We start from the raw sequence: 20,876 nt of genomic DNA on the forward strand, positions 1-20,876 counted from the left end.
ACTTACGCAACTCGGGCAGTGTTCCACGACCGGGAGGCGCCACGGCCGAAGGGGGACACCGATTGACGCAACCTTGGCAGAGCTTTGAGCAAGACCCGCCCGCCAACCACCACGGGGAGAATGCCCGCATGGGAACAGACATCCATGGCTGGATCGAGTGCCGCACATGGGGCCTGGACCTGGAACCGGGAAAAACGGCATGGCAGCCGGCCATCACCCTGTCGATGCTGGGAATGCCGAGGGACTACGAAGCCTTCGCCTGCCTCTTCGGCGTCCGGGACTTCAGCGGCCTCTGGCGCCCGGTCGCGGCGAACCGCGGCCTCCCACCCGACGCATCGCAAACGATCCGCACCGAACTGGAGTCATGGGGCGATGCGGCGTTCGGCACCACATGGCTCGACTGGCCGGAGGTCGAGTCCATCGACCGGAACGAACCGGCCGTCCCCCGCACCACTCGCATAGCCCAGTACCGCCGCCACGAGGACGGCACCCTGCACCTGATCCACCCCTCGATCTGGACCAGAGCCTTCGCCCGAGCCACCGGCATCAACACCCTGACACTGAGCCCCACGGACATAGCCGACCTCCACCCAGAAGGCACCGAGTGGCAATCAGGCACCACCCTCTACCGAGCGGAACGAGACCGCCGCCAAGACGCAGTCCCCAAAGACGGCCCTGGCAACCGGTATGGACGGTCATGAACACCCTCGCCACCATCCACGGGGCCGGGGGCGTCGGCTTGGTGGCTTGGTTCGACGAATGACACCCGTCAGTTGGCTTGTCGACCTCCCGTCGGGGGCACGGTCTCGGGGACGATCTTCCCGCAGCGCGGTGCGACACGACTACAGGGCTGTCGCACCATATGCAGCAAGGCGGGTCGCAATAGCGGAGCTACAGTCACCTCCAGTGCAGCGACTTGGCAACTGCTTCGAAGAGCTCGACCATGGCATCCACGAAGGGGTCCAGCGACGTCGAGAACGTGAGTAGAAGAAACGCTTGCGTCCCCGGAATCCTTACCACGTAGTCGACGACCGTTATAGGTAGCTCATTGCCCGACGTGTCATCCGCATCCGGCACAGAACGGCTGCGCCGTCTGACCGCTGAGCCCGCATGCGGCAGAAGGATTTCATCAACTTCCCGTTGGCGTCCACCCTTGACTGCCAGGCCGAGATCCTGTCCCGTCGGCACCACGGTCACAAGTAGGGATGTAGAGAGAGGTAGCGGGCCGATTGACATCGTTGAGATGTAGAGCTCCAAACCGCCGTTCTCATAGCCCTCTTCAGCGTGGGCACGGAGGCTCCTAGCCAGTTCTCGCCTGATAATGGCGGCGTCATCCTGGCCGTCGAAGGTTCGCTCAACCAGGGCCCGGATAGGGCGCTTCCATTCACCAGGATCCAGCGGAATACGGAACCAGCCTTCGGGGACAATCAAACCATAATCACTGGGAGGGGAATGCGCCCCTGTCGGGGATTCCGTGACCGAATCCGTCATCCCTCATCCTCCTTGACCTCAACGAGCTCCAATGAGTCAGCCAGGGTCTGCGCCAAGTCCTGCAAGGCCTCACTGAAGACGAGGTTCGTCCAGGACATCCGGAGAACAAGGACATTATCCGCCTGCGGAGGCAGGGCGGCATATGTGACGGTCTCCATCAAGACTTTCTTCTTGAGGAACGAACCCTTCTCTACCGAAGAAATCTCCTGAACGCGCACACCCGGCCCCACAGGCAGGTTGACCTGAACCACATTCCGTCGATCCGGGAACGTAGGCAGAACGTCCCGCAGAAGGTCGGCGAGACGGTCCACGGACCGGTAGCCATCTGCGTCGTAGTCATGAACCTCGTAGACCGCGGTCACGGCTTTGGCGGCATCCACGACATAGGCGTAGGCAAAAGTGGGGTCGCTCAACTCGGACGTCTCCGCCAGGCGCTCCAACACTGACGAGAGCCGACCAGCCTCACCTTTAGGTGTTGACACGCCCAGATAGCTCTGAGCAGCCCCCTTGGACCACCGACTCAAGTCTGCAGCCTCCCCCACAGGGAGCCTGATGCAGCCTTCCGGCTCAGAGATCAAGCACTGCCACGCTGTACCGTCGTCCACTTGAATTCCCTCTGGGAGTCATGAGCCTACCGTCCAAGCGTTTTTCCACTTGTTGTACGGGTTATCCCATTCAGTGAGTCCGTGGAGCTTGTCGTTCCCGTCAATGATCGTTGCTGCGGCAGTGTACCCAAGCCAACGCCTCCCAGATGAACGCACATAGTCGGTGAACTTCATCCCGCCTATGCTCTCGAACTTACCCAGGATCGGCACTTCTTTGAGCGCATTGCTGGCCTCCGTCCATTCCGGATTACCAAAGGGGCGAGCGCCCCTCCAGGTGTTCCGACTCAACAGCCTCCCCACGTCCCCGAGACCCTTGAGCCCTTTCACGGCATCAACCGAATCCCGGTAGATCGCCTTCGGGTTCAGAACGTGCTGGAACTCGCCCATCTCCCCAAAGACCCCAGGAAGATCTCCCGCCAATCGCTGAGAAGCTTCCCGGGCTGCCTGGTTGGCCAGCTTCGTAGCCTTCCCCTTCAACGTGTTGGCTGCCTTCGCAGACCTACCGGCAAGTGAGTTCACAGCAAGGAAGTCGGCACGCGCCGTGCGGCTTGCCGTTTGCACACCTCTGACTCCTGCGGCAGCCGCCTTGCCTCCGCTCAGCGCAGCCCGCCCCAATCCAAGGGTAAGAAGAGCAACGCCATCCAGGACCAGGTCCGCGATGCTGGCATCTCCCGAAAAAACGAGAACCAAGTGACAGCCCAGAGATACCACAGTCGCCAGCAGGGCGATTGCATCCAGAACCCCCGCCAACGCCCAGCCAATTACGGGAATCCAACCGACGAGAAGTGAAGCCAGAGCACAGCCTGTGGCCACCCAGCCAGCGATATCAGCAACTGTCTTCAGAGCGCCCTTGATGTTCTCCCAGGTGGAATTCTTCAGTTTGTCACGATCAATCAGTTCCTCAAGAGCCCGAGCGGCTTTCTCACCTGCCCGGTTACGGGCATCATGCGCCGCATGCACCCTTTTGATGGCGTCTTCGATACGACCGTTGATTTCATCTCTCTTGCGGGTAAGCTCCCGTTGCTTGTCCTCGTAGTCATGTGCCGACTTGTCCAGCGCGTCAAGGGATTTATCCAGACAGTCCCGCTCGCCACGCTCCCGTTCGGCGTCGCTGCGCGCCTTGTCTGCCGCCTGCTGGGAAGATGCCAGGACAGATGCATACTTCCCATCTGGTTGCTCAGTCTGTTCACCGAGCAGGTCGGCCGCCGTGTCGAACCGGTCCAAGACCTTTTTCAGGCGACCGACGGTCCCTTCGGCATTCTTTCGGAACTCCTCTGCCGCTTCGCTCTGCCAGCCCTCTACACTGCAACGGGTCTCGATGTTTCCCGACTGCTTTCTGATGGTGTCGGCCACGGCACGAAACCGTCTACCCAGCTTCGCCACGGCTTCGGGATCTCCAGCCACGGGGTCCGAGTCGAGCTCGACCGGCGACCAGTCTTTCGGTCGTGTCATCAGTCCCCCTGGCTCTTTGGCTTCTTGTCCTGCTTGCGGACCGCATCAGCGAGTGCTGCGTCTACCTGCTCATAGGCGTCGGCGGCGGCCTTTGTAATCCCAGAGAGTTTCTTCAGCTTTTCTTCGAGCTTGGCGCGCCGGTAGTCCCAGTCGGTGGCGAAGTCGTTGAGTCTGTTGGTGAGTTCTTCGTGACCGATGACCTCTTGGTCCCAGCCGTACTTGTCCTCGTCGTCAAGACGCTCCAACTCGCCAACGATCTTTTCGATGCCCGTGGAAACGCTTTTGAGCACGTCGAGATCGTCGACTCTGGTCCGGTCACCCACAGATCCCCCTACAGCCGATCACTCAGCATGCGGCCCCCACCTGTTGACAGCCTGGGTCTCCTGTACCACAACGTCCTGCGCCGCCCCGAACGTACCGTCCGGCAGGTCGCCATCCGCGATTCCGGTGTGTGTCCAGTCAATCTTCCAGGTGATGGTGGCCTTGAGCTGGTGCGAGCCCGTACCCGAAGAACGCAGGTAATTCACTCCACAGGGTGGCGCTTCGTCAGCACTTCCCTTTGCCTCAGACTCACCAATGCTGCCGCCCCTGACCTCGCAGACGCCCGATCCGGATACGTCTGTGCGTCCGAAGTACCGGAGTGGATCTTGTGGGAGACCGGCTGAGCGGTGGTCGTCACCGACGCCGAGTATCGGCACGAACGCGGTGATGAAGACCGGCTTGAGTTTGGCGTCATCCAAGCAGACCCACGGGGGCAGATTGACCCTTGGTTGTATTCACCAGGGCCAGGCTCACCTTCGTACCGACTAGGTGAAACGCCCGCCTTCCTGCGGTAGGAAGGCGGGCGGCTAACGCGCTGATGCTGATGGCTGCTCTAGCGGTTGACGGCCTGGATCTCCTGGACCGTCACATTCTGGGTGGCGCCGAACGTGCCGTCGGGCAGGTCGTCGCCGTTGCCGTCGCTGCCGGTCCAGTGGATCTTCCAGGTGATCGTGGCCTTGAGCGGGTACGAATCGGTGCCGGACGAGCGCAGGTATTTCACTCCGCAGGGTGGCGTCTCGTTGGCCTTGCCTTTGGTGTAAGGCTCGCCGATGCTGCCGTTGTTGATCTGGCAGACGCCCGAGGACGGGTACGTCTCCGCGTCGGTGGTGCCCGGGTCGATCCTCAAGGACACCGGCTCCGCCGTGGTCGTCGCGGAGATGCCGAGCACCGGGACGGAGGCGGTCACGGACACCGGCTTGAACTCGGCGCCGTCCAGCCAGGCCCAGGTGGGAAGGTTGACCTTCGTGTCGCCCGCGGGGGCCAGGGTCACCTTCGTACTGGGGACACGGATCTCTTTGTACGCGAGTTCGGCCAGGATCTTCGGTGTTACCGCGTTCTCAACGTCAGCCGGCGGGGGATCGCCCTTGTCCACCCAGAAGAACGGCTTGGTGCACTTGTCCCAACCAGGCGGGAAGCTCTCGTCGACGTACGAGTCCCACCAATAACCCTTGCCGTCCTTGTCCTTGTTGAAGTCCTTGTACGGGTGGCCCTTGACATACCGATCACGCTGTTGGGCATCCCAATCAGCACCGGTCGAGTCGACCGCCCAGATCGGTTCCAGGTACGCCTTGAGTTGATCGGGTGTGTACTTCGGGGCGTACCAACACGGCGGCGGCGCCCAAGACGTGGTCGACGTAACCGCACCCACGGAGCTGCCGCTACCGTTCTTGGAACGGTCGTACACGATGACGCCGACCTGGGAGTTGAGGGTGTTGCCGTCAACATCACCTGACGTCTTCCCGCTGGGCGGTGGAGTCTGGGCGCCACCCCCGATCTTGTTGTCAGCCATGGCAGGAGTGGCACACGCGAAGATCGAGCCGATCAGTGACAACACGATCAGCGGCCGCGAGCCGGCACTCAGGGCTGGCACTTGGAACTCCCCCTTACTGACATGAGCTTCTGGATCACCCAGACACCCTTGTCGTTCTTGTGCAGCTGGCTGCTGTAGAGGACATAGCTGTTCTTGGTGACGGGGGTCTTATCGACCTTCTTCGTCTCCAGATAGAGGTCGTACGCCTTGCCCTGGTCCTCGCAGTAGACGAGTGACGCGTTGTCGGAACCGCTGATGTTCACCACCGGCTGGTAGTAGCGGTAAGCGCCCGTCGTGCGGGCCTTCGCCTTGACGTATGCCTTGATGAACTGCTGTGTCTGGGCTGCCGCTTCGCCCTCGTAGTAGTAGAGGTACGCCTTGTCGAGCGCGTTCTGATTAACGATCGCCAGGTCCACCGCCTTGATCGACTGCTCGCTGTCCGACAGGACCGCGTCCTTGTCCTTGTTGCCGGTCTTGGGCCAGTCGAAGGTGTAGGACAGGTCGGCGGGCATCTCGATCTTCGGGCGGTCAGCGGTGGAAGGATCCGAAGCCGTCGCTGAAGGCGACGCCGTGTCGCCCGTGTCCGCCCCCGCAATCTTGTCCTTCGGCTTGGACGCGTCGTCGTCCCCACCCCCGCCGCAACCAGCGAGCAGAAGTGCGGACATCGCACCGGCGGCGGCTGTCGTGAGCAGGCGGGGGCGGCGGGTCACGGTGGGCTCCTGGTGGGGCTGTTGAGGGTTGAGAAGCAGCCGATACGGTATCGGGGTCCGTCCTGGCCGCACCAGAGCGAATTGCTCACCCCGCTATCGCGAATCAGGCATAGCGGGGCAGACAACAGTCAACTGGCAGGGGTGAGGCTGGTATTGGTTGCCGTCCCGTGACATTGCAACGGGGCCCGAGCGGGAGCGCGTTGGCCCGTGCAAAGCGCCGGGGTGTGCTCCGTCGAGCCCCGTACAGGTGGTCGGGCGTCAGGCCTTTCGGCGGCTCCCGCCCCTCCTCACCCCGTTGGGCCACAGCCGCGGGCTCCGCTTCGCCGCCATGTCCTCGATCCAGCCGAGAGCAAGGATCGTCAGGCCGATCAGGGGCCAGACCAGGAGGAACATCCAGATCATGTACGTGGAGTCGAGTGCCCCCACCGCTCGATCGCTCTGCATGAAGGGCAGGTTGTACACCTGGTCGGTGATCGGGACCGTGGCCATGATGAGCATGTTGTGCCACTGGTAGATCGTCACCGCGCGGTTGTTGGAGAGGGTCACCCGTTTGTCCCAGCGACGCAGGGGGCCCGGCAACTCCCGCCACGACGGCGAGCACTGCAACAGGATGACCACGAAACCGAAGGACCAGCTCGCCTGGGCCGGCGGGATGTCGTTCAGGTCCCAGCCGCCGGGGCCCAGAGGGCCCGACGCCCACCACAGGCCGAACGCCATGAGCAGGGCCGAACCGGAGACCGCGACATAGTGGGGGATGCGGGACAGCAGACCGTCGTGGTGGGCGAAACCCAGACCCAGCAGCCGCCGTACACCGCGAAGTCCGTCACCGCGTTGCCCGTCTCACCGGGGATCGTGACCAGACCCGTACCCACGATCGCCGTCAGGCCCAGCGGGGCCAACAGCGTCGGCCACTGCGCCCTGCGGAAGGCCCACAGCAGCAGCGGCGACGCGATCACGCACCACAGGTACGCACGCAGGTACCACAGCGGCCCCGCCGCCTGCACCGCCCACGTGTCCTCCAGCAGGCCCGGCTTCGAGCCGATGTGCCAGGGGAAGGGCGGCGCACCGAGCGGGATCACGTAGTCGATCAGTTTCAGTACGCCCCAGATCCCGCCGTTGTCCGGGTCCTTCACCGGGTTCCAGCCGCCCGCGAACATCAGCGCCAGCGCCACCGCGCTGAACGCCCGGAGCAGGGGCAGCAGACGACCGATCCGGCGGGCGTGCGCCGCCGACAGCACCAGCATCAGGACGAAGCGGCCGATGACCAGGGACCCGATCACCGCGAGGGCGACCACCAGCACGCCGGTGACGTTGTCGGAGGCCTGGACCAGGAAGATCCACGCCTTGTCCTGCCACAGGTCGAGGCCGGTCACCGGGGTGGGGGCGCTGGGCGCAGGCGCCGGCGATGGCCATGCCGAGCCGGCGCCAGCGGCGGCTGCGGCGGCCGGACTCGTCGACGAAGACCGGCCCATCGGAGCCCTCCTGGCCCACCGGGCGCGCGGCGCCCTCGGCCGGGCTCAGCCGGACGTCCCGAGCTCCTGTACGTCTCCGAGTTGTTGTACGTCCCCGATCTGCACGGCGTCGAGCTGAACCGTCACTTCATGCGAGTCGTGGTTCGGCGGGCCGGCGGTGCCGTTGGCGGCGGGTTCGTCCCAGGGATCGCGGAGGGATCCCATGGCCCGGGTGGTGACGGTGGCGGACCGTCTCAGCTCGGAGGTGGTGCGGCTGTCGGAGCCAAGAGGTCTGTCGGAGCCGACAGGTCCATCGGAGCCGAGAGGTCTGGGCGAGCCAAGAGGTCTGGCCGAGCCGACAGGAGCCGACAGGTCCGTCGCAGCCCAGAGGTCCGTCGAAGCCAGGACCTCTGTCGAAGCCCAGGATCTCCGTCTCCGGAAGCGCTCCCTCCCCCGTCGGCCCAGGACCCCGTCCTGGCCGAAAGGCACCGGCTCCCCCGGTTTCCGGGAACGCCCGGGTGTCTCCACCCGTCACCGGCATTTCCGGGGTCCCTGGTGGATCATCGGGCTATTCCGGTTGAGCGTCTTCTCGCCACTTTTTCACGCGCGCACATCCCCCCACGGGACCGTTCCGGGTGCGCTTACGACACCGAGCACCCGTCGACCGGACCAGGCCCCCACCCGGCCCGAGCGCCCCCCTTACCACACCGTGCCCGGCCCAAGAATGAATCGCACGTGAGGGACGCGCCGTCGCCGTGTCTCATTTGTGGACCGACATCACACTTTCATCGGTGTCCGGAATCCATCCCTCGGTGGGCCGGTCCAGCCATCCCTCGGCGAGGGCGATCTCGGTAGCTGCCCGTCGAAGCGCATCGAATCCGGGATGCACCAGCCCCTTTCGCCACACGAGTGACACGGGCGACAAGGGGACCGGGTCGACGAGGGGCCGCTGGACGGTCCGTGGCATGGCCGGAAAGTCCACGACGGTGAGGATCGGATTCCGGGTCTTCGCCATGATCCGCTCGAACTCCTCGTCCCCGACGGCCAGCGGAAGGGGTGACGCGACGCGTATGCCTCGTCCCTCGAAGAGGCGACGGGCCAGGTCGGTCCACTCGGGGGTGCGCGGGTTCCCGGCGCCGGCGTACACGGACTCCCCGGCGAGCGCGGCCAACGGTACCGCCTCCAGCGCGGCCAGCGGATGGTCCTCGGGCAGGACGACGGCCATCGGCTCGTACCGGACGGGCTGGTGCGCGAGGCCGGCCCGCAGCGCCGGCGCCAGGCCCGCGAACCGTCCGAAGGACGCGTCGAGGCGGCCCGCGAGCAACTCGGCCGCCGCCCCGGTCAGCCCGCTCTCGTAGCGGGCCATCAGCTCGCAGTCGGGGGCGAGTTCGCGGGCCCGGTACAGCACCCGGCGGCCGGTGGTCAGGCCCGGGGAGTTGAGGTCGACCAGCAGGGGCCGGGCCTGCCCGAACGCGGCGAGGAGGTCGTCCTGCGCGTCGAGCACCCGACGGGCGTGCGGCAGCAGCCGCTCGCCGTCGGCGGTCAGCGTCACCTGCCGGGTGGTGCGGACGAACAGCTCGGCGCCCAACTCCCGCTCCAGCCGCCGCACGTCCCGGCTGAGCGCCTGCTGGGCGACGTACATGCGGGCGGCGGCCCGGGTGAAGTGGAGCTCCTCGGCGACGGTGACGAAGGCGCACAGGAGGCGGGGATCGAGGTGAGCGGGGGCGGGCATGCGAGCGAACTTACAACAGGAGTGCGTGAATCGGTACGGAGAAGGTGTTGGACCCCTTGATCCACTCCGGGCGACCGTGGATCCATGTCCCAGCTGCGCATGACTCCGTACCGACGCCTCTTCGCCCGCTCCGGCACCCGCGCGTTCACCGTCGGCAATCTGATCGCCCGCCTGCCCATCGGGATGTTCGGCGTGAGCGCGGTGGTGATGATCGCCGGTGCGCGGGGGTCGTACGCCCTCGCCGGCGCCGTCACCGCGACGGGGCTCGCGACGATGGCGGTGGCCGGGCCCGCGGTCGCGCGGCTCGTCGACCGGTACGGGCAGGCCCGGATCGCCGTGCCCGCCACGGTCACCGCCGTGCTCGCCAGCCTCGCGCTGCTGCTGTGCGTGCGCTACGACGCCCCCGACTGGACCCTGTTCGCCGCGTACGTCGCCACCGCGTCCACCCCGAACATCGGCGGCCTGTCCCGCGCCCGCTGGGCCCATCTGCTGCGGGACGACCCGGACGCCCTGCACACCGCGAACTCCTTCGAGCAGGCCGCCGACGAGCTGTGCTTCATGCTCGGGCCGGTCCTGGCGTCCTTCTTGACCGGGACGTTCTTCCCGGAGGCGGGGACCCTGGCCGGGGCGGTGCTGCTCCTCGCCGGAATGCTGGTGTTCACCGCCCAGCGCGCGACCGAGCCCCCGCCCCGGGCGCGCAGCCGGGCCGCGTCGCCGCTGCGCAGCCCCGGCATCCCGCCGCTGCTGGCCTGCTACATCGCCACCGGCGCGGTGTTCGGCTCGATGGAGGTCGTCACGATCGCCTACGCCGACGGGCAGGGGCACCGCTCGGCGGCCGGGGCGGTACTCGCGCTCCAGGCGGCCGGTTCCTGCGCGGCGGGCCTGCTGTACGGGGCGCTGAAGCCGGCCGACCCCCGGCTGTCCCGGTGTCTGCTCGCGATGACGGTGCTGATGTCGCTGCCGCTGCTGGCCGCGCGCACGGTCGGTTCCCTGTGGGCCCTGGCGGCGGCGCTGCTCGTGGCGGGGATGGCGACGGCCCCGACGATGGTGACCGCGATGACGCTGGTGCAGCGCCGGACACCGCAGGACCGGTTGAACGAGGGCATGAGCCTCGTCGTCACCGGTCTGCTCGTCGGCATAGCCTGCGGTTCGGCGCTCGGCGGGTGGACGGCGGAGCACGCCTCGCCGGCGACGGGCTTCGCGGTACCGGTCGCGGCGGCGGCCGCGTCCTTCGCGATCAACGCCGCGGCGGAGAAACTCCGTTCGCTCAAGTCAGGGCAGCCGGGTCGGCCACAGCAGCCCGGCCGACGAAGCCGTCGAGGCCTTCGAAGCCTTCGAGCCCGTCAAGAAGTCCGCAGCCCTCACTGAGGGCGCACACGCCGAGGGCCCGGTGGTCTGTACGACCACCGGGCCCTCGGTTACATGGGAATTGTGGAGATGGCGGGAATCGAACCCGCGTCCAACGGTGCGGAATCAGGGCTTCTCCGTGTGCAGTCCGCTTCGATTTTCTCGGCCCCGGAGATCACGCGGACAAGTCTCCGACGGGCCCAGTCACTGTTTGATTTCCCTCTTCACCCCGTGACCGGGATCAAGGTTTAGTCCCCTAGCTGATGCCAGGATCCGGGTCGGGAACAGCCCCGGGCTGACACTCCCCTGAGTAAGGGGCAGTCGCCTAACTACCTAGATCAGGCAGCGAGGGCGAACTGCGTCGCCTTGGGAGAATCGCTCTTAACAGTGGCGATTATTTTTTTCGGCCTGTGGTTTACGAGATCATGGCCGCTTCCTCGACACGCTTCCCCTGCTTCGACAGCCGCTGTCGAAACCGATCATCCCCATGTTGTTTTTTCAATCCCTCCGGAGAGGGCGCGCACCCTCTGTGGAGTGCAGGGCCATCCTACGTGAACAACGCAGGTCCGTGCCAGCGTATTCCTGGCGACCCGCGTGGGGCTACGCGCCCCGCTGCTTACGCTTCGCCGCCGCGATGGCGCGGGCGGACTCCCTGCGGTCCTGCTGCTCACGCAGCGTCTGCCGCTTGTCGTACTCCTTCTTGCCCCGGGCGAGGGCGATCTCGGCCTTGGCCCGGCCGTCCTTGAAGTACAGGGCGAGGGGCACGATGGTGTGGCCCGTCTCCTGCGCCTTGGCCTCCAGCTTGTCGATCTCCTCCCGGTGCAGCAGCAGCTTGCGCTTGCGGCGCACCGAGTGGTTGGTCCAGGTGCCCTGGCTGTACTCGGGGATGTGGGCGTTGTGCAGCCACGCCTCGCTCCCGTCGATCTGCACGAAGCCGTCGACCAGCGAGGCCCGGCCCTGACGCAGCGACTTCACCTCGGTGCCGCTCAGGACGAGCCCGGCCTCGTAGGTGTCGATGATCGCGTAGTCGTGCCGCGCCTTCTTGTTCTGCGCGACGATCTTGCGCTTGCCGCCCTTCTCGCCGTCCTTGGCTTTGGCGGCCGTCCCCTGCTGCTTCTGCTGGGACTCTTTCGGTACGTACATTCCCTTGGCCATAGTGCCGTCCATTTTCGCACTACGGACGGGGTGTGAGGGAAGCAGATAAACCCAGGAGCGGCGCTACGACGGGTCACCCAGTCCGCTCAGCACCGTCTCGGCCCGCTGCATGGCCCCCCGGTCGACCTCCAGGTCGGGGGTGATGCCCCGGCCGTCGACGCCATGGCCGGAGGGGGTGCGGTAGTGGCCCACGGTCAGTTCGGCGACGGAGCCGTCGGGCAGCCGGCTGGGCATCTGGATGGAGCCCTTGCCGAAGGTGCGGGAGCCCACGACGACCGCGCGGCCGCGGTCCTGGAGAGCGCCGGTGAGCATCTCGGCCGCGCTCATGGTGCCGCCGTCGACGACCGCGACCAGGGGCCGGGTGGTGTCGCCGCCGGGCTCGGCGTGCAGGGCGCGCTGTTCGCCCTCGACGTCGTAGGTGGCGACCAGGCCGCCGTCGAGGAAGGCGGAGGCGGTGGTGGCGGCCTCGGTGACCAGGCCCCCGGAGTTGCCGCGCAGGTCGAGGATGATGCCGGCGCCGGCCGGGGCCTGCCGTACGGCGGCGCGGACGATGTCGCCGGAGCCCTTGGTGAAGGCGGCGATCTTGATGACGGTGACCGCGCCGGGGAGCTTGCTGACGGTGACGGAGCCGGTGGACAGGCGGGCCCGGCGCAGGGTCTGGTCCCACGCGCGCGTGCCGCGTTCCAGGCCGAGCCGGACGGTGGTGCCGGCGGCGGCGTCCTCGGCGTCACCGCGCAGTAAGGAGACGACCTCGGTGACCGGGTGCCCGTCGACGCCGCGGCCGTCGACGCTGCGCAGCCGGTCGCCCTTGCGGATCCCGGCGGCGGCCGCGGGCGATCCGGACTGCACCCGGGTCACCTGGATACGCCCGTCGCGCTCGCGGCGGGCCCACAGGCCGACGCCGGTGTACTCGCCGTCGAGGGCCTCCTGGAACTCCTCGTACTCGCCCTCGGAGTAGACGGCGGCCCAGCGGTCCCCGCTGCGGCTGACGGCGCGCTCGGCCGCCTCCATGGGGGACGTGCCGTCGGCCAAGGCGTCGGCGGCGGCCTTCTCGACGGCGTCGTGGCGGCTGGCCGCACGGGCCGAGCCCGCCGCCGCCCGCCGGTCGGTGTGGCCGGGGTCCGGGAAGGCGCCGGTCGCGGCGCCGGTCACCAGCACTCCGGCGAAGACCAATGTCAGGGCGGCCCCGCGGCTCATGCGGCGGGGCTGACAGAACAGGTCACGGCCTGACATGCGGGTGAGTCTAGGACAACGCGAAGGGCCGCACGGTCGGTTGACCGCACGGCCCTCTTGGCATGCGTCACACCTTCAGGTACTTGCGCAACGCGAAGAATGCGGCAAGCGCGGGCATGAGGAGGCTGGTGGCAAGGATCAGCGGCAACTTGGTCAACACGGCATCCCAGCCGATGAAGTTGATCAAATTCAGCTTTTCGGACAGGGCCAGGCCGTGGTCGATGATGAAGTACCGCGCCATGACCAGGAATCCGCAGGCCACGGTGCCGCCGATCAGTCCGGCGACGGCGGCCTCCGCGATGAACGGCGCCTGGATGTAGAAGCCGGAGGCGCCGACCAGGCGCATGATCCCGGTCTCCCGCCGACGGCTGAACGCGGACACGCGCACGGTGTTGACGATCAGCATGAGCGCGACGACCAGCATCAGCGCCATGACCATCCGGGCGGCCCAGTTCATGCCGTTGAGCAGCCCGAAGAGGTTGTCCAGGATGCCCTTCTGGTCCTGCACCGACTGCACACCGTCACGCCCGTCGAAGGCGGTCGCGATGACCTGGTACTTCTCCGGGTCCTTGAGCTTGATCCGGTACGACTCCTGCATCTGGTCCGGCGTGAGGGAGCTGGCCAGGGGGGAGTCGCCGAACTGCTCCTTGTAGTGCTTGTAGGCCTCGTCCTGGGACTCGTACGTGACCTTCTCGACCACGGTCATCTTGCCGAGGTCGGCCTTGATCTGCTTCCTCTGGTCCTCGGTCACCGCGCCCTTGGCGCAGTTGGGGTCCGACTCGGCGTCGCTCTTGTTGCAGAGGAAGATCGAGACGTTGACCTTGTCGTACCAGTAGCCCTTCATGGTGTTGACCTGGTCGCTCATCAGGAGCGAGCCGCCGAACAGGGCCAGGGACAGGGCGACGGAGACGATCACGGCGAAGGTCATCGTCAGATTGCGGCGGAGACCGACACCGATCTCCGACAGTACGAACTGGGCGCGCATGGCGTCTGGTTAGGCCTTTCCGTGGACGTCTGCGGGGTCGGTGGCGGTCAGTGCTGGTAGCCGTAGACGCCGCGGGCCTGGTCGCGGACGAGGCGGCCCGCCTCCAGCTCGATGACGCGCTTGCGCATCTGGTCCACGATGTTCTGGTCGTGGGTCGCCATCACCACGGTGGTGCCCGTCCGGTTGATCCGGTCGAGCAGCTTCATGATGCCGACGGAGGTCTGCGGGTCGAGGTTGCCGGTGGGCTCGTCGGCGATCAGCAGCTTGGGCCGGTTCACGAAGGCCCGCGCGATGGCCACGCGCTGCTGCTCACCACCGGAGAGCTCGCCGGGCATCCGGTCCTCCTTGCCGCCGAGCCCGACGAGGTCGAGCACCTGCGGCACGGACTTGCGGATCTCGCCCTTCGACTTGCCGATGACCTCCTGCGCGAAGGCCACGTTCTCGGCGACCGTCTTGTTCGGCAGCAGGCGGAAGTCCTGGAAGACCGTCCCCAGCTGGCGGCGCATCTGCGGCACCTTCCAGTTGGAGAGGCGTGCGAGGTCCTTGCCCAGGACGTGCACCTGGCCGTGGCTGCACCGCTCCTCGCGGAGGATCAGCCGCAGGAAGGTGGACTTTCCGGAGCCGGAGGACCCCACGAGGAAGACGAACTCGCCCTTCTCCACTTCCAGGGACACGTCCCGGAGGGCTGGACGGGTCTGCTTGGGGTAGACCTTGGAGACATTGTCGAATCGGATCACGGATGCACCACGGGTCGCCGGGGGTAGATGTGCGTGACCATACGCGAAGCAGGCGCGCAAGCGCAGTCGCCGGTCGGGGTTGGATGATGCTTGTCCCTTTTTGTCCCGGGTAGGGATCGCGCCCCACAGAGGCCCGGGGAACCCCGCGGACACCCGGATCGGGCCCGCGGCCGCCTGAGCCCGGATCCACCCCTCTTCGAGCGACCCGCGCAAGCTCCGCGGGAACCTGGCAGAGTGGAGGGGGGAACGTTCTCGTTTCCGGAAGCGTTGTATGTGTGATGGCCGGCGCAAGGAGGGCGAGCGCATGACGTACGACCGGTTGGTGTGCGCGAACTGTGCGGCGCCCGTGAACGAGGGTCGGTGCCCCGTGTGCCGCGCCAACCGCGAGCGGCTGCAGCAGGAGAACTTCTTCGCGGGACTGAACCCGATGGCGCTGATCGCGCTGCTGGCGGTGCTGATCGCCGCGGTGGCGCTGCTGGCGCACCAGACCGCGTAAGAGCGCCGTGAAGCGGTGAAGGGCCCGGAGCGCCAAGCTCCGGGCCCTTCACCGTATGTCCGCTGTACGTTGCGTACAGAGCCGACTACCGTCAGGCAGCCGCTCCGCCCCGGCCGCCCACGAGGCGCGGCAGGATCCGGAAGCCGATGCCACCGGCGATCATGGTGGCGGCGCCGACGATCAGGAACGTGGTCTGCGCGGCACCCGTCTCGGCGAGCTGCTGACCGTTGCCCTGGGCCTGGGTGCCCGAGGAGGTGTTGTTCGAGCCGGTGTCCGTGAGGGCGGAGGTGCCCTCCTCCTGGGCGGAGGTGCCGGAGCCGCCGTCGGGGTCGTTGTGGTTGCCCTGGCCGTTGCCGTTGCCGTGGCCGTTCCCGTTGCCCCCGCCGTTGCCGTTGCCGTGCGTCGGGTCGGAGGTGGGCTTCTCGGAGGGCTGGGCCGTGGTCGGGTCCTCGGTGGGCTCGGTGGGCTCCTCCGTGGGGTCCGTCGGCTCGTCCGTGGGGACCGTGGTCTGCGACGGCACATCCGTCGGCACACCCGTGTCGGTCGGGCCCGGGTCCGGGGTCGGGTTCTCGTCGGCGCACAGGACGCCGAGCAGGCAGTCGTCCGACTCCGCGGCCGAGGCGGCGCCCGCGGCGGTCAGCGAGGCGCCGGCCGCGATCACGCCACAGGCGGCGATCCGCGCGATCCGGATCCGCGTCTTCTTCGTCATATGGTTGCTACCCCCAGTAGCTAATGGTCACCAAGCGGCGCTTAGGGGGGCCGTGATCGACGGGGGTGGCTGACGACGAACTCGTCTTTCACTTCCCCCGGTTCACATGCGCCCCAGAGATACGCATGCCACTCTTCACCCTTCCGATTTTTCAAACCAACGTCAAGGCCGTTGCGTGTGCAATGTCCGATGCTGGGCCTTATGCCGGGAGTTGCGGGTGTGAGTGTGATGTAGAACCCAGACAAAACACAACTGCCGCCCCGAGGGCGGCAGTTGTCATGTCGACAAAGTTACTTCTCTTGCTGCTTGCGCCAGCGAATGCCGGCTTCCAGGAAGCCGTCGATCTCACCGTTGAACACGGCCTCCGGGTTGCCCACTTCGTGCTCGGTGCGCAGGTCCTTGACCATCTGGTACGGGTGCAGCACGTACGAACGCATCTGGTTGCCCCAGGAGTTGCCGCCGTCGCCCTTGAGCGCGTCCATCCTGGCCTGCTCCTCCTGACGGCGCCGCTCCAGCAGCTTGGCCTGGAGGACGTTCATCGCGGTGGCCTTGTTCTGGATCTGCGACCGCTCGTTCTGGCAGGAGACCACGATGCCGGTGGGGATGTGGGTGAGGCGCACCGCGGAGTCGGTGGTGTTCACGCCCTGGCCGCCGGGGCCCGAGGACCGGTACACGTCCACCCGCAGCTCGGACTCGTCGATCTCGATGTGGTCGGTCTGCTCGACCACGGGCAGCACCTCGACGCCCGCGAAGGAGGTCTGGCGGCGGCCCTGGTTGTCGAAGGGCGAGATGCGCACGAGACGGTGCGTGCCCTGCTCGACGGAGAGGGTGCCGTAGGCGTAGGGGATCTGGACGGCGAAGGTGGTGGACTTGATGCCCGCCTCCTCCGCGTACGACGTCTCGTACACCTCGGTCTTGTAGCCGTGCTGCTCCGCCCAGCGCAGGTACATCCGCTGGAGCTTCTCGGCGAAGTCGGCGGCGTCCACGCCACCGGCCTCGGCGCGGATGTTGACGAGCGCCTCGCGGGAGTCGTACTCGCCGGACAGCAGCGTGCGGACCTCCATCTCGTCCAGTGCCTTGCGGACGGCGGCGAGCTCGGACTCGGCCTCGGCAAGGGTGTCCGGGTCGTCCTCCTCCTCGGCCATCTCGAAGAGCACGGCGAGATCGTCGATCCGTCCGCGCAGCGCCTCCGCCTTCCTGACCTCGGCCTGGAGGTGGGAGAGCTTGCTGGTGATCTTCTGCGCCTCGTCCGGGTTGTCCCACAGGGACGGCGCGGCCGCCTGCTCCTCGAGCACGGCGATGTCTGCCCTCATGCTGTCGAGGTCCAGAACGGCCTCGATCGACTCCATGGTCGAGGAGAGGGACTTGAGCTCTTCGGATACATCGAGGACTGCCACGCATCCAGCGTAACGGCTCCGCCGGGCGACCAGTGCCGGGCGGCTGCGCCTGGCTTTCGCGGGTGCTTCAGGCGCCCGGTACCTGCGCGGCACCCGGTGCGTGTGTGGGCCTTCCCGGGGGCTGTGCCCCCGACCCCCCTTCGGCCTGGACGGCCTCGTCCTCAATCGCCGGACGGGCTGATCGTGCGGGCGCCTCTCAGATGGTGGCCCTTGTCACGGTGTCGACGACGTGTGCGTTCCCGGTGGGGTGTCCGGGTCGTCGCCCGAGGTCGCCAGCCAGGCGCCGATGCCGAGGGCCGCGGCCAGGACCGCTCCCGCCACGGCCAGGGTGATCCTGCGGCGGCGGGCAACGGCCCGGTGGCGGGCCGAGCCGGGGCGGGGTGCCCCCGCGGGGCGCGGCACCCGGGCCGTCCCGCGCGCACCGCCGGCCAGCTCGTCGGGGCCCGGCACCCGCATCGACGTGTGCGTGTCACGGTTGGAGTCCGGCTTCGCGCCGGGGACCAGGGGCACCGCGCCGCGCCGTACCTGCTCCCCGGAGGCGGACGGCGTCGAGGGGGTCGCCTGTGTCTCGTCCGCCGCCCCCTCCTCGGCGAGGTCCGCGTCCGGCTCGTCCACGTCCAGCGGGGGCATCCCGGCCAGCGTCGGCAGCTGCTCCTTGAGCCGCGCCGCCAGTTCGGACGCCCGCAGCCGGGAGGCCGGTGCCTTGGCGAGGCACTGGACGATCAGCTGCCACAGCTCGTCCGGGATCCCGGGGAGCGGGACCACGGTCTCCGTGACGTGCCGGCGCAGCACCGCGCCGGGGTGGCCGCCGCCGAAGGGCGTGAACCCGGCGAGCAGCTCGTACAGCACGGTCGCGAGGGCGTAGATGTCGACCGCCGCGCGCGGCGGCAGGCCCTCCACGATCTCCGGGGCCAGATAGTCCGGCGTGCCGATGATCTTCGTGGCCCGGGTCCGCTTCGGGGAGTCGATCAGCTTGGCGACGCCGAAGTCGGTCAGGAGGGCGGGGTGCGCGCCGCCGGGGCCGAGCGGCCCCTGCATGTCCAGCAGCACGTTCTCCGGCTTCACGTCCCGGTGCACGACCCCGGCCGCGTGCGCCGCGGCGAGCCCGTCCGCCACGTCCGCGACGATCGCCACCGCCGCCTCGGGCGACAGGCGCCGCTCCCGCTCCAGCCGGGTGCGCAGGTCCGTGCCGCGGACCAGGTCCATGACGAGCGCGAGGTCGTTGCCGTCCACGACCAGGTCGCGCACCGACACGATGTGCGGGTGCTCCAGGCCGAGCAGGGCCGTGCGCTCCTGCACGAAGCGTCCGACGAGCTCCTGGTCGGACGCGAGGTCCTCGCGCAGCAGCTTGATGGCGACGGGCCCGTCCGGCCCCTCGCCCAGCCACACCGTGCCGGCGCTGCCCCGCCCCAGGATCTGGTTGGCGGTGTACCGGCTGCCGATCTTCCGTGCCAAGACTGCTCCTACCAGACGCGTGTTGTCGCTAAAAGTACGCGTCCGACGAGCCAACCTTCACCACGGAGGCGGAAATCACCCGCCAGATATCGACAAATCAACAGGCCAATCGTCAGTTACTGCCGGTAGCGTTCCCGAGCTTCTTGACCCAGTCGCTCACGGTGCCGGCCCAGTGGGTCAGCTCCTGCCAGTAACTGCGGCCCGTTCCGAGCCAGTGCTGCAGCGGACTGAACTCCCAGATCAGCCATCCCGCCACAAACAGGATGACGATCGTGAACAGACAGCCCTTCAGGCAGCCGAGCCCGGGGATCTTCATCGGGTTCGCGCTGCGCTGCCTCGGCTGCCGGGGCTCGCGCACCGGCCGCTGGGGCTCCGGCGGGGCGGCGGGCGGCGCGTACCGCTGAGGCTGCTGACGCTGCGGGGCGTACTGCTGCGGCTGCTGCTGTTGCGGATAGCCGTAGCCGGGCGGCGGGCCCTGCTGCTGCCGGCGCGGCTGCTGTTGCTGCTGCGGCCGGGCCACCTGCCGCTGCGGGCGGCGGCGCAGCGGGTCCTGGTCGGGGTCGAGGTACTGGATCTGCGTCTGCTCGTTGCGGTCGCGAGCCGCGGCCAGCTGGTTCTGCCAGGGGTGCGGCTGGTCGGGCCGCTGTCCCTGCGGCAGCACGGCGGTGGGGTCCGCCGCGCCGGTGTTCGGCAGGACGGCGGTCGGGTCGGCCGCTCCGGCGGGACCGCCGGTGTGGGGCAGGACGCTGGTCGCCGCGTTCGGGTCGTACGCGCCCTGCGCCGAGCCGGTCGGCAGCACCTGGGTGGGATCGGCGGCCCCCGGTACGGCGGTCGGCGCCGGGTCGGGGGCCAGCAGGGCGCCCACGCCCTCGGCGGCGGCGATCTGCGCGGAGTTCGCGTGCACGCCGATGCCCTCGGCGACGACCCGCAGGCCGCGCGCGAGGTTCTCGGCGCTGGGCCGCTCGTCGGGGTTCTTGCGCAGGCAGCGCTCTATGACCGTCCACAGCGGGTCGGGCACGGTGGAGGGGCGGCGCGGCTCGGCGCTCAGGTGCTGGTGCAGCACCTCGAGGGCGCTGCCGCCGGAGAACGGCGGGCGGCCGGTGACCAGTTCGTACAGCAGGATGCCGGCGCCGTAGATGTCGACGGCGGAGGTCTGCGGGCGGCCCTCGGCCGACTCCGGGGCGACGTACGCGGGCGTGCCCACGAACTCGTGGGTGCGGGTGAGGCCGGGGGAGTCGGCCAGGCGCGCGATGCCGAAGTCGGTGAGCAGCGGGTGCAGCTGGCCGTCGCGCTGCTGGAGCAGGACGTTGGCGGGCTTCAGGTCGCGGTGCACGACGCCGTCGGCGTGGCTGGCCGCGAGCGCGTCGGCGATCTGCGCCGTCATCAGCGCGGCGGCGACGGGCGTGAAGGGGCCGTTCTCGCGCAGGTAGCGGTGCAGGTCGGGGCCCTCGACGAGGTCCATGACCAGCGCCAGCAGTTCGCCCTCGACCACCAGGTCCCGGACCCGGACGATGTTCGGGTGGGTCAACCGGAGCAGAACGGACCGTTCCCGCAGGAACCGCATCACGATGTCCGCGTCGCTCGCGAGCTCCTCCTTGAGGACCTTGATCGCGACGGTCTCACCGGGCTGCCCGGGCACGGCCGCCTCGGCGCCCGCGGTCTCACGCTGGCGGGCTCGCCAGACGGTCCCGGTGGCGCCGCGTCCGAGCGGCTCCTCCAGGAAGTACTTGCTGCCTACCGGCCGCACGTCATGTGCTCCCTGCTGCTTGCTGGTGTTCCGACCACTGTAGTGCCGCTCCCCTGGGCACTACGTACGCGTTCCCGAGCATGTTCGAAGGAAAGACGCTCGCCTTGGTCTCCCGGTTGCCGAAGCCGGACGTGACCGATCTCAAGTGATCGCCGACGAGGTACTGGTCAGGCACTTTTAGGGGCAGAGCTGACCAATCAAGATCACTTATTACCGGGTCGCGGGCGCGTTGTCAGTGGCAGGTGCGAGGATGCCTGCAGTACTGGCCGACGTGCTCGTGGGGTGGGGGGTAGTCCGCGCCCGCGCAGAAGGGACCGCTGAC

General features: G+C 67.9%; 19 protein-coding genes, 1 other RNA gene and 1 pseudogene. 3 read left to right on the forward strand and 18 right to left on the reverse strand.

Annotated features, from left to right (window positions below; translation table 11 throughout):
* Positions 1-62 precede the first annotated feature (62 nt).
* Positions 63-701: a hypothetical protein gene (locus ACWGKT_RS03420; RefSeq protein ID WP_453272271.1), complete on the forward strand. Its 639-nt coding sequence runs from the start codon at positions 63-65 to the stop codon at positions 699-701.
* Positions 702-897: 196 nt separating this feature from the next.
* On the opposite strand, the gene ACWGKT_RS03425 is transcribed toward ACWGKT_RS03420, so the two are convergent.
* The 9 genes and pseudogenes from ACWGKT_RS03425 to ACWGKT_RS03465 form a co-directional block, all read right to left on the reverse strand.
* The gene (locus ACWGKT_RS03425; protein WP_453272272.1) at positions 898-1,491 is read right to left on the reverse strand and encodes a hypothetical protein; all 594 of its coding nucleotides are present in this window, start codon (positions 1,489-1,491) and stop codon (positions 898-900) included.
* Positions 1,488-2,096 carry a hypothetical protein gene (locus ACWGKT_RS03430; RefSeq protein ID WP_453272273.1) on the reverse strand — a complete coding sequence of 203 codons (609 nt, stop codon included), beginning with the start codon at positions 2,094-2,096 and terminating at the stop codon, positions 1,488-1,490. Before ACWGKT_RS03430 ends, ACWGKT_RS03425 begins: the two co-directional genes overlap by 4 nt.
* 18 nt (positions 2,097-2,114) lie before the next feature.
* Positions 2,115-3,548: a hypothetical protein gene (locus tag ACWGKT_RS03435; RefSeq protein WP_453272274.1), complete on the reverse strand. Its 1,434-nt coding sequence runs from the start codon at positions 3,546-3,548 to the stop codon at positions 2,115-2,117.
* Complete coding sequence (locus tag ACWGKT_RS03440; protein WP_453272275.1) at positions 3,548-3,871, reverse strand: hypothetical protein; 324 nt, start codon at positions 3,869-3,871, stop codon at positions 3,548-3,550. The genes ACWGKT_RS03435 and ACWGKT_RS03440 overlap by 1 nt, the downstream gene beginning before the upstream one ends.
* Before the next feature lie 551 nt (positions 3,872-4,422).
* Entirely contained in the window at positions 4,423-5,460 is a 1,038-nt protein-coding gene (locus ACWGKT_RS03445) for a hypothetical protein (RefSeq protein ID WP_453272276.1), read from the reverse strand.
* Positions 5,448-6,110: a hypothetical protein gene (locus ACWGKT_RS03450; RefSeq protein ID WP_453272277.1), complete on the reverse strand. Its 663-nt coding sequence runs from the start codon at positions 6,108-6,110 to the stop codon at positions 5,448-5,450. The genes ACWGKT_RS03445 and ACWGKT_RS03450 overlap by 13 nt, the downstream gene beginning before the upstream one ends.
* Positions 6,111-6,368: 258 nt before the next feature.
* Positions 6,369-7,582 (reverse strand): annotated as a pseudogene (locus ACWGKT_RS03455) (acyltransferase family protein).
* A 45-nt stretch (positions 7,583-7,627) separates the two neighbouring features.
* The gene (locus ACWGKT_RS03460) at positions 7,628-7,786 is read right to left on the reverse strand and encodes a hypothetical protein (RefSeq protein WP_453272278.1); all 159 of its coding nucleotides are present in this window, start codon (positions 7,784-7,786) and stop codon (positions 7,628-7,630) included.
* Between the two features lie 535 nt (positions 7,787-8,321).
* Positions 8,322-9,293: a LysR family transcriptional regulator gene (locus ACWGKT_RS03465; protein WP_453272279.1), complete on the reverse strand. Its 972-nt coding sequence runs from the start codon at positions 9,291-9,293 to the stop codon at positions 8,322-8,324.
* An 84-nt stretch (positions 9,294-9,377) separates the two neighbouring features.
* Here ACWGKT_RS03465 and ACWGKT_RS03470 point away from each other — a divergent pair, with 84 nt between their 5' ends.
* Positions 9,378-10,661, forward strand: a complete 1,284-nt coding sequence (locus ACWGKT_RS03470) for an MFS transporter (protein ID WP_453272280.1) — start codon at positions 9,378-9,380, stop codon at positions 10,659-10,661.
* A gap of 61 nt (positions 10,662-10,722) precedes the next feature.
* On the opposite strand, the gene ssrA is transcribed toward ACWGKT_RS03470, so the two are convergent.
* The 5 genes from ssrA to ftsE all read right to left on the reverse strand — a co-directional run bounded on the left by ssrA (position 10,723) and on the right by ftsE (position 14,750).
* Positions 10,723-11,127: a transfer-messenger RNA gene (gene ssrA / locus ACWGKT_RS03475) on the reverse strand.
* Between the two features lie 113 nt (positions 11,128-11,240).
* A complete protein-coding gene (gene smpB / locus ACWGKT_RS03480) occupies positions 11,241-11,783 on the reverse strand; it encodes an SsrA-binding protein SmpB (RefSeq protein WP_356142889.1) in 543 nt (180 codons plus the stop codon).
* A 75-nt stretch (positions 11,784-11,858) separates the two neighbouring features.
* The gene (locus ACWGKT_RS03485) at positions 11,859-13,028 is read right to left on the reverse strand and encodes a S41 family peptidase (protein ID WP_453272281.1); all 1,170 of its coding nucleotides are present in this window, start codon (positions 13,026-13,028) and stop codon (positions 11,859-11,861) included.
* 67 nt (positions 13,029-13,095) lie between these two features.
* On the reverse strand, positions 13,096-14,013 hold the full coding sequence (ftsX, locus tag ACWGKT_RS03490) for a permease-like cell division protein FtsX (RefSeq protein ID WP_453272282.1): 918 nt from the start codon (positions 14,011-14,013) through the stop codon (positions 13,096-13,098).
* A gap of 47 nt (positions 14,014-14,060) precedes the next feature.
* The gene (ftsE, locus tag ACWGKT_RS03495) at positions 14,061-14,750 is read right to left on the reverse strand and encodes a cell division ATP-binding protein FtsE (protein WP_235452642.1); all 690 of its coding nucleotides are present in this window, start codon (positions 14,748-14,750) and stop codon (positions 14,061-14,063) included.
* A 304-nt stretch (positions 14,751-15,054) separates the two neighbouring features.
* Here ftsE and ACWGKT_RS03500 point away from each other — a divergent pair, with 304 nt between their 5' ends.
* Entirely contained in the window at positions 15,055-15,246 is a 192-nt protein-coding gene (locus tag ACWGKT_RS03500) for a hypothetical protein (protein ID WP_235452640.1), read from the forward strand.
* Between the two features lie 91 nt (positions 15,247-15,337).
* On the opposite strand, the gene ACWGKT_RS03505 is transcribed toward ACWGKT_RS03500, so the two are convergent.
* The 4 genes from ACWGKT_RS03505 to ACWGKT_RS03520 all read right to left on the reverse strand — a co-directional run bounded on the left by ACWGKT_RS03505 (position 15,338) and on the right by ACWGKT_RS03520 (position 20,554).
* Positions 15,338-15,955 (reverse strand): hypothetical protein, encoded by a 618-nt coding sequence (locus ACWGKT_RS03505; protein ID WP_453272283.1) that lies wholly within the window; start codon positions 15,953-15,955, stop codon positions 15,338-15,340.
* A 290-nt stretch (positions 15,956-16,245) separates the two neighbouring features.
* A complete protein-coding gene (prfB, locus tag ACWGKT_RS03510; RefSeq protein WP_235452634.1) occupies positions 16,246-17,352 on the reverse strand; it encodes a peptide chain release factor 2 in 1,107 nt (368 codons plus the stop codon).
* Between the two features lie 213 nt (positions 17,353-17,565).
* The gene (locus ACWGKT_RS03515; RefSeq protein ID WP_453272284.1) at positions 17,566-18,807 is read right to left on the reverse strand and encodes a serine/threonine-protein kinase; all 1,242 of its coding nucleotides are present in this window, start codon (positions 18,805-18,807) and stop codon (positions 17,566-17,568) included.
* Positions 18,808-18,919: 112 nt separating this feature from the next.
* Entirely contained in the window at positions 18,920-20,554 is a 1,635-nt protein-coding gene (locus tag ACWGKT_RS03520) for a serine/threonine-protein kinase (RefSeq protein ID WP_453272285.1), read from the reverse strand.
* Positions 20,555-20,876 lie beyond the last annotated feature (322 nt).

This window comes from Streptomyces sp. NPDC054794, from assembly GCF_053611585.1.

Excerpts from the sequence above, each read along its gene's own strand:
- ACWGKT_RS03485 (WP_453272281.1), bottom strand. The coding sequence starts at position 13,028 with ATGTCAGGCCGTGACCTGTTCTGTCAGCCCCGCCGCATGAGCCGCGGG.
- ACWGKT_RS03500 (WP_235452640.1), top strand. The coding sequence starts at position 15,055 with ATGACGTACGACCGGTTGGTGTGCGCGAACTGTGCGGCGCCCGTGAAC.
- ACWGKT_RS03425 (WP_453272272.1), bottom strand. The coding sequence starts at position 1,491 with ATGACGGATTCGGTCACGGAATCCCCGACAGGGGCGCATTCCCCTCCC.
- ACWGKT_RS03465 (WP_453272279.1), bottom strand. The coding sequence starts at position 9,293 with ATGCCCGCCCCCGCTCACCTCGATCCCCGCCTCCTGTGCGCCTTCGTC.
- ACWGKT_RS03470 (WP_453272280.1), top strand. The coding sequence starts at position 9,378 with ATGTCCCAGCTGCGCATGACTCCGTACCGACGCCTCTTCGCCCGCTCC.
- smpB (WP_356142889.1), bottom strand. The coding sequence starts at position 11,783 with ATGTACGTACCGAAAGAGTCCCAGCAGAAGCAGCAGGGGACGGCCGCC.
- ftsX (WP_453272282.1), bottom strand. The coding sequence starts at position 14,013 with ATGCGCGCCCAGTTCGTACTGTCGGAGATCGGTGTCGGTCTCCGCCGC.
- ACWGKT_RS03505 (WP_453272283.1), bottom strand. The coding sequence starts at position 15,955 with ATGACGAAGAAGACGCGGATCCGGATCGCGCGGATCGCCGCCTGTGGC.
- ACWGKT_RS03435 (WP_453272274.1), bottom strand. The coding sequence starts at position 3,548 with ATGACACGACCGAAAGACTGGTCGCCGGTCGAGCTCGACTCGGACCCC.
- ACWGKT_RS03460 (WP_453272278.1), bottom strand. The coding sequence starts at position 7,786 with ATGGGATCCCTCCGCGATCCCTGGGACGAACCCGCCGCCAACGGCACC.